This window comes from Nocardia wallacei, assembly GCF_029868745.1.
In the GTDB taxonomy this organism is placed as follows: Bacteria; Actinomycetota; Actinomycetes; order Mycobacteriales; family Mycobacteriaceae; genus Nocardia; species Nocardia wallacei_B.
The window spans coordinates 1-7236 of record NZ_JARWOP010000266.1; the positions used below are offsets into that span (position 1 = coordinate 1).

7 protein-coding genes are annotated in these 7236 nt (G+C 69.1%); 5 read left to right on the forward strand and 2 right to left on the reverse strand.

Annotated elements, in window-relative coordinates; all coding sequences use genetic code 11:
- Positions 1 to 440: helix-turn-helix domain-containing protein (locus QH470_RS24010; RefSeq protein WP_280274591.1), on the reverse strand; the 440-nt coding region annotated here is incomplete at its 3' end.
- Positions 441 to 919: 479 nt separating this feature from the next.
- Here QH470_RS24010 and QH470_RS24015 point away from each other — a divergent pair.
- The 5 genes from QH470_RS24015 to QH470_RS24035 all read left to right on the forward strand — a co-directional run bounded on the left by QH470_RS24015 (position 920) and on the right by QH470_RS24035 (position 6365).
- Positions 920 to 2404 (forward strand): flavin-containing monooxygenase, encoded by a 1485-nt coding sequence (locus tag QH470_RS24015; RefSeq protein WP_280274592.1) that lies wholly within the window; start codon positions 920 to 922, stop codon positions 2402 to 2404.
- 159 nt (positions 2405 to 2563) lie between these two features.
- Positions 2564 to 3241: a TetR/AcrR family transcriptional regulator gene (locus QH470_RS24020; RefSeq protein ID WP_280274593.1), complete on the forward strand. Its 678-nt coding sequence runs from the start codon at positions 2564 to 2566 to the stop codon at positions 3239 to 3241.
- A gap of 4 nt (positions 3242 to 3245) precedes the next feature.
- Complete coding sequence (locus QH470_RS24025; RefSeq protein ID WP_280274594.1) at positions 3246 to 4208, forward strand: SDR family NAD(P)-dependent oxidoreductase; 963 nt, start codon at positions 3246 to 3248, stop codon at positions 4206 to 4208.
- The gene (locus tag QH470_RS24030) at positions 4198 to 5841 is read left to right on the forward strand and encodes an AMP-binding protein (protein WP_280274595.1); all 1644 of its coding nucleotides are present in this window, start codon (positions 4198 to 4200) and stop codon (positions 5839 to 5841) included. Before QH470_RS24025 ends, QH470_RS24030 begins: the two co-directional genes overlap by 11 nt.
- A gap of 77 nt (positions 5842 to 5918) precedes the next feature.
- The gene (locus QH470_RS24035) at positions 5919 to 6365 is read left to right on the forward strand and encodes a hypothetical protein (protein WP_280274596.1); all 447 of its coding nucleotides are present in this window, start codon (positions 5919 to 5921) and stop codon (positions 6363 to 6365) included.
- 18 nt (positions 6366 to 6383) lie between these two features.
- On the opposite strand, the gene QH470_RS24040 is transcribed toward QH470_RS24035, so the two are convergent.
- The coding region (locus QH470_RS24040; RefSeq protein ID WP_280274597.1) for a glycosyltransferase at positions 6384 to 7236 on the reverse strand (853 nt) is incomplete at its 5' end.

Sequence of the window (7236 nt, forward strand, 5' to 3'; positions counted from 1 at the left end):
CGGGTGTAGGCCTCGGTCTGCAGCAGGCCCGGAACCAGTTGCGCCTCAAAGGTTCTGATGGAGTGCGCGGCGTGCTCGAGGCCGATGTAGGTCTCGAACCATTGCGGTAGCAGGTCGCTGTAGCGGTGCCACCAGCCCGGCTGGTTGGCCTTGCGCACCAGGTCCAGGAACGCCTCGCGATCCTGGGGATCGGTGACGCGATACAGCGTCAGCAGATCGCGGATGTCGCGTTCCTTGAAGCCGGTGCGGCCCAGTTCGAGACGGCTGATCTTGGCGTGCGAGCCGCGAATGTGTTCGCCCGCGGCCTCACGGGTGATCTCGCACTGCTCGCGCAGCTTGCGCAACTGCCCGCCGACGGCGATCCGCCGCGCCGTCGGACCACGCTCGGCGACAAGCGAATCCACGCTGCCGATCCGAGATTGAACCGGTTCTGGGACCATGACCTCTACTCCGATGCTCGACGATCACCAGCGGTGCCCAAAGACCGCCGATCACACCGCGTCGAAGGAACATAATACCCTTCCGGCGGCCGTAGGCCAGACTTCCGTACCGGCCGGAATCTCTTGGCCGACTGACCTTGCCGTCCTCGCTGGTCTCCCAGGTAATGCCGGGCGGCGCTGGGCATTCGTCCACCTCCGCGCCCTGCGGCAAGCATGGGGCCTGCCGCCGGGGCAGCCTCGGGAAGTTGCGTGGCCGGCGGTGGGCGGCGCGATTTTCGCGTGCGATTCAGGTGTCCGGTGATTCCCTCTCGCGGTGATTGCCAGCCGTGTGCCTGCCCGACTCGAGCAGGTGCTTGCTCAACAGTTGCCTATGACCGAAAACCCCTGTGGTGACGTCACGTTTATCGATTTGAAGGCCGTGGACAGTAAGGTTGCCAATCGATTACTGGATGTATTCGCGCATGGAGGTGGTAACGAGATTGCACTACTCAGTGGTGATCATCGGGTCGGGATTCGGCGGTATCGGCATGGGGGCCGCGCTGCGGCGGGCCGGGATCGACGACTTCGTCATCCTCGAGGGCGGGCCCGGACTGGGCGGGGTGTGGCGAGACAACACCTATCCCGGTTGTAGCTGTGACGTTCCGGCACATCTGTATTCGTTTTCCTTCGCCCCGTATCGCAGTACCCGCACCAGATATCCGGATCAGCGCCACACCCTGGACTATCTCCGGAAGGTGGTCGACGAACAGGGCTTGGCGGCGCACCTGCGGCCGCACTCGGCGGTCACCGAGGCGAGCTATCTCGAGCCCGCCGCCTGCTGGGCGCTGGTGACCGCCAACGGAACTCGCCTCACCGCCGACGTCGTCGTGTTCGCCGTCGGCCAGCTCCACCGCCCGAGCGTGCCGGTGTTCCCCGGCCACAGCGACTTCGCGGGCACGTCGTGCCACACCGCGCAATGGGATCACGACATCGATTTCGACGGCCGGGACGTGGCGGTGGTCGGCACGGGTTCCAGCGCGGCGCAGGTGCTGCCGATCCTGCGGGCCTCTGCCCGCAAAGTCACTGTGTTCCAACGCTCTCCGCACTGGATCCTGCCCAAACCCGGCCGGGAGTTCGGGCTGCTCGCCCGGATCGCCCTGCGGCTGCCCGGCGGGCATCGCGCCTATCGCCGGTTGCTGTGGCAGGCCGCGGATTCGTTGCTGTCGCCGATCATGCGGGAGGGCTGGTCGGCTCGGCCCGCGAGGTGGCTCGCGCACACCTACCTACGCCGATCTGTCGCGGATCCAGCGTTGCGCGCGCGGCTGACACCCGACTATCCGATCGGCGCCAAGCGAATCCTGTTCGACAGCAATTTCCTTCGGGCACTGAGCGAACCGAACGTCGAGCTGGTCACCGCGCCGATCGCGCGCCTGACTCGGGACGGGCTCGACACCGTCGACGGTGCGCGCCATCGCGCCGATGTCATCGTGTACGCGACGGGCTTCCGGGCGTCCGAATTCCTCGCGCCGATCTCGGTGCGCGGACGCGGCGGGCGGCTGCTGCACGACCAATGGCGTTCGGGCGCTTCGGCATTCATGGGCCTGGCGGCGCCCGGCTTCCCCAATGCGTTCCTCATCGCCGGGCCCAACTCGTTCAATCCGGCGGGCAGCAACCCGGGCATGAAGGAACTGCAGATCGACTACATCATGAAGTGCCTGCGGTGGCGAGACGAAACCGGCGCCGCCGCAATCGAAGTGAGCGCCGACGCGATGGCCGCCTACGAGTTGTGGATGCGGAACGCGCTGTGCCGGACCGTCTGGGCGTCCGCCGGTTCGAGCTGGTACAAGCACGAGAGCGGGGCCGTCACCAATCCGTGGCCGGCCTCGGCCCGCACCTACGCCCGCATGCTGCGGCATGCCCCGGCGCGGTCGTTCACGGCGATCGCGAAGGCCGTCGGAGATGCCACCGAGGGCATCCCGGCGTAGCCGGACGGCACCGCTCGCGGCGCCGCTGGGAATCCGGCGGCGCCCCAGCGGTTGTCGGGGGCCTGCCGAGAATTTGAAGCATATTCAAACTCTGCCTTGACCCGCCCGCGTCCTCGCACTACCGTCAGACTTTGAATTTGATTCAAGAACTGGGGTGCGATGGTCGGCAATCGGCGGGGCGAGGCTTCCCGGGCCGCGCTGTTGGAGGCGGGGCGGACGGCGTTCAGCGAGCAGCGGTACGAGGACGTGTCCATCGTGGATCTGGCCCGCTCCATCGGGGTCGCCGCGGGATCGATCAGTTACCACTTCGGCGGCAAGCGGGGCTTCTACCTGGCGGTGCTCGAGCAGGCGGCCGAGGAGTTCTGGAGCGATCTGGTGTCGATGCGCGGTCCCGCGCTGGACCGGCTGCACCGCGGTGTGGACCAGCTCCTCGACCGCGCCCAGCATCAGACCAGCGGATTCGAGGCCCTGATCGCCGACGTGGCGGACGCGGAGGTGCGCAGCATTCGCGACCGGCATCGGCAACGGGTCGCGGAGGCGCTGGCCGTGGAGATCACCGGCGGCGACACCAGCGCGGTGCTGCGCGCGGCGATCAACGGCTACCTGTCCTTCATCGAGGGCGTGGTGCTGCACTGGGTGCACAGCGAGGAGATCTCGCGCGAGCAGGTGCGAGATCTGATCGTGGCCAACCTCTTCGGCACCGTGATCAGCGCGCTGCGCTCGGATCCGGAGATCCGACTGACCCAGCGGGTGCTGGACGCGGCCCTACCCGATGCGCAGTTGCTGTCGTCTCTGCTCGATCTCCCGCAGCTGACCCGTTCCGACAATGTGGAGTAGTTCGATGTCGATGCCCTTCCCTTCCGGCCCTTCGCGGTGGGTGTCGCACCCGATCGCCCGCGCGGCGGCCTTTCTGATCGGCCCGCGGGGACTGCGCGATCGTGCGGAGTTGCGTGCCGAGGTGGCGGGCAAGGTCGTCGTCGTCACCGGCGCGTCCTACGGCCTCGGCGAGGCGACCGCGAGATTGTTCGCGCGGGCCGGGGCGCGGGTGGTGCTGGCCGCGCGGTCGATGGACCGGTTGCGCGCACTCGCCGACGAGATCACCGCCGAGGGCGGGCAGGCGTTCGCCTATCCGCTCGACCTGACCAGCGAGCAGTCGGTGTCGGAGTTCGCCGCCTCGGTGCTGTTCGATTTCGGCGAGGTCGACTACCTGATCCACAACGCGGGCAAGTCGCTGCGGCGATCGATTCACCTGTCCTACGACCGGCCCAAGGACATCACCGCCACCGCGGGGGCGAACTATGTCGGCCCGATGCGGCTGACGCTGGCGCTGCTGCCCGCCATGCGCGCTCGCGGCCGCGGGCACATCGTGAACGTGTCGACGGTCGGCATCATGTTCCCGGTCGTGCCGAAGTGGGGCTTCTACCTGTCGTCGAAGGCGGCGTTCGACTGGTGGCTGCGGGCAGTGGGGATGGAGGCGCGCGCGGACGGCGTCACCCTGACCACGTTCTATGCCGGGCTGATGCACACCCGGATGAGCGCGCCGAGCCGCTGGATGCGGATGCTGCCGGGACAGACGCCCGCCGACGCCGCGCGGGTGATCGCCCGCGCGGTGGTGCGCAAGCCGCGCACCCTGACACCGATCTACGGCCATCCGTCGGCGATTCTCGTTCCGCTGCTGCGTGTTCCGAACGAATTACTGCTCGGCTTCGTCTACCGCTTCCTCGGCGACACGCACGCGTCGCTCGCGCGGGTGGGATCGCCGAAGGCCGCGGCGACGACGGAGGTGCGGTCCGATGTGCGCTGATTTCGGCCGCGGTGTGCGGCAGTGGGCCGCGGCGGTACCGGCGATCGCGACGTCGGGCCTGCTGACCCCGATGGCGCCACCGGCCTTGGCGGCGCTGGCGCGGGACTTCCGCCGGTTCGGCCCGACTCCGGCGATGTTGTTGGCGGCCAGCGCGATTCGGTTTCCCGAGCGGGTCGCGGTGATCGATGAGCGCGGTGAACTGACCTATCGGCAGTTGCAGCGGCGCGCCGAGGCGATCGCGGCGGCACTGTTCGCCCGGTCGCCCGCCGCGCCGCGGTCGGTGGGCATCGTCTGCCGCAATCATCGCGGGTTCGTCGAGGCCATGAGCGCGGGCGCCCAACTGGGCGCGGAACTGATCTTCGTCAATACCGAACTGCCGCCGCCGCAACTGGCGGCGATCCTGCGCCGCCACGACCCCGACATCCTGATCTACGACGACGAATACGCGGCGGCCGTCGAGGAATCCGGCTACTCGGGCCCGCGGGTACTTGCCTGGCACGAGCCTGGCTCCACTACGCGCCTGCCGACATTGGACGACCTTGCCGCGCAACGTAACCCGGCACCGCCGCCGGTGCGGCGGGCGGTGCGGCTGACGCTGCTGACCTCCGGCACCACGGGGTTGTCCAAGGGCGTTCCGCGGGCGGTGAAACCGCGGGCGATCGCACTGCTGACCGCGACCGCCATGGCCCTGCTGCGGCTGCGTTCCTCCGATCGGGTGCTGGTGGCGCCGCCGTTCTTCCACGGCTTCGGACTGCTCGCGCTGCTCGGGCCGCTGGCGCTCGGGGGCACCGCGATCTGCCGCCGCCGCTTCGACGCGCGGCTGGCCCTCGAAGACATCGCCCGGTATCGGGTCACGGTGCTGATGGCGGTTCCGGTCATGCTGCAACGACTGCTGGCCGTCCCCGGACTCGCGCGATCCGCCCCGAGTCGCGCGGCGTTGCGGAGCATCGTCACCGGTGCCGCGCCGATTTCCGCCGGCACCGTCTCGGGTGTGCTCGAGGCGTTCGGTCCCATCCTGATCAACGGGTACGGGTCCACCGAGGCGGGCCTGGTCACCATCGCGGGCCCCGCCGACCTGGTGGCCGCGCCGAATACGGCGGGGCGTCCGGCGCTGGGCGTGTCGGTGCGCATCCTGCGCGCGGACCGCACGGCCGCACCGGTCGGGGAGACCGGCATGATCTTCGTCCGCACCGCGCTGGAGTACACCGGCTACACCCCGGACGCCACCGTCCGGGCCACGGCCAAGGAGGTCGTCGACGGCCACGTCAACACGGGGGACATGGGGCACCTCGACGCGCGGGGCCTGCTCTATATCGACGGCCGCTCCGACGACATGATCGTCTCCGGCGGGGAGAACGTGTTCCCCGGCGAGGTCGAGGAGCGTCTCACCGCGCATCCCGGCATTGCCGACGCCGTGGTCATCGGCGTTCCCGACGCCGAGTTCGGGCAGGTCCTGCATGCCTTCGTCGTTGTCGCCCCCGATGCCGCGGCCCCGTCCGACGACGATCTCCGGCAATACGTCCGGGACGGTCTCGAGCGCTACAAGGTGCCCAAGCGGTTCGTCGTGCTCGACGAGATTCCGCGCAACGCCAGCGGCAAGGTCCTGCGTTCCCGGCTTCGCGCCGCATCCTGACCCGTGCCGCCGGGCACCGATGAGATTCGCCGATCCGTGGCGTCGATACGAGTGATCCAGCGGAGAGGAGCAGCTCGATGAACCAGTCCACGAACGACTCGGCACGCAAGCGCCTGGAGGTTCTCGTCGGAGAATGGACCATGCAGGCCGGACCGCCCGACGGTCCGCCGTGGCCGGGTTCGGGCCGCGTCACCTTCGACTGGCTCAGGGGCACACCGCTGCTCGTGCAGCGCTGGCACATCGACATGCCCGAGGCGCCCGACGGCGTCGCGGTCATCGGCTGCGACGGCATGAGCGGCGCCTACTACCAGCTCTACACCGACGATCGGGACGTGCAGCGCATCTACGAGATGGGCCTGTCGGACAGCATCTGGACACTGCGCCGCGACGGCGAGCCCTTCGCGCAGCGATTCACCGGCAGGTTCTCCGACGACGGCAAGACGATCCAGGGCCGCTGGGAGCTGGCCGAGGACGGCCGGACCTGGCAGACGGACTTCGATCTGACCTACACGAAGGTCGGGTAGCCCGACAGTTGTTTCGCGTTACGGGCTCCGTGTCAGCTGTCGGGCCTGTTGCTGGGTGGACAGCAGCGCGAGTGTCGATTCGGCGCCTTGGTTCTCGTTGCGGCCGGTGGGTTCCAGTCCGTCGGAACAGCCGTTGCTGTCCGGGTCGAGCAGCGGGGTGTCGATGTCGTTCGCGCCGCGGAACCAGGCCTCGCACAGCATGACCGCGTCCTTCCAGCGCTGGTCGCCGGTGTCGTGATAGGCCCGGGCGCAGGCGTCGGCCAGCGTCGCGACCTCGATCGGCTGCTGGTCGAAGCCGGGGCGGTCCTCCCCGACCGCCCAGCCGTCGACCGGGGTGACGGAGAGGTGGTCGCCGGTGGTCTCGGTCTCGAGCAGCCAGCGCAACATCGCCAATCCGTCGGCGTGGGTGCGTTCCCGGCCGGGTAGCGAGCCGACCGCGAGCAAGGCCTCGGCCAGTACGGCGTTGGCGTACTGCAGTCGCGGCTCGGGCCATCGCCAATCGAGCCGACGGGTCGGAGCCCCGATCAGCGCCGCGGCGTCGACCAATAGGTTACGGGCGCAATGGTTTTCCGGGTATTTTCGCAGCACCTCGACCGCGCCCAGGGCGCCGAACGCCATCGCGCGCGCGGACTCCGGCCGCTGCTCGGCGGCGATCATGAAATGCGCCAGCGCGGTTTCCGCCAAGTCGGGCCTGCGGGCGACGACGGCGCCGAGCGCCCACAGCGCGCGGCCCCAATGATCGTCGAGGCTGGGCTCGTCCTGCCAGCACCGGTCCGGCCCGCGTCGATTGTGGCAGCGCCCGTCCGGGGTGAGCGCATCGATCACGAAGTCGAAGTACACCCTGGTGAGGTCGAGCAGCTCCGGGGTGGGC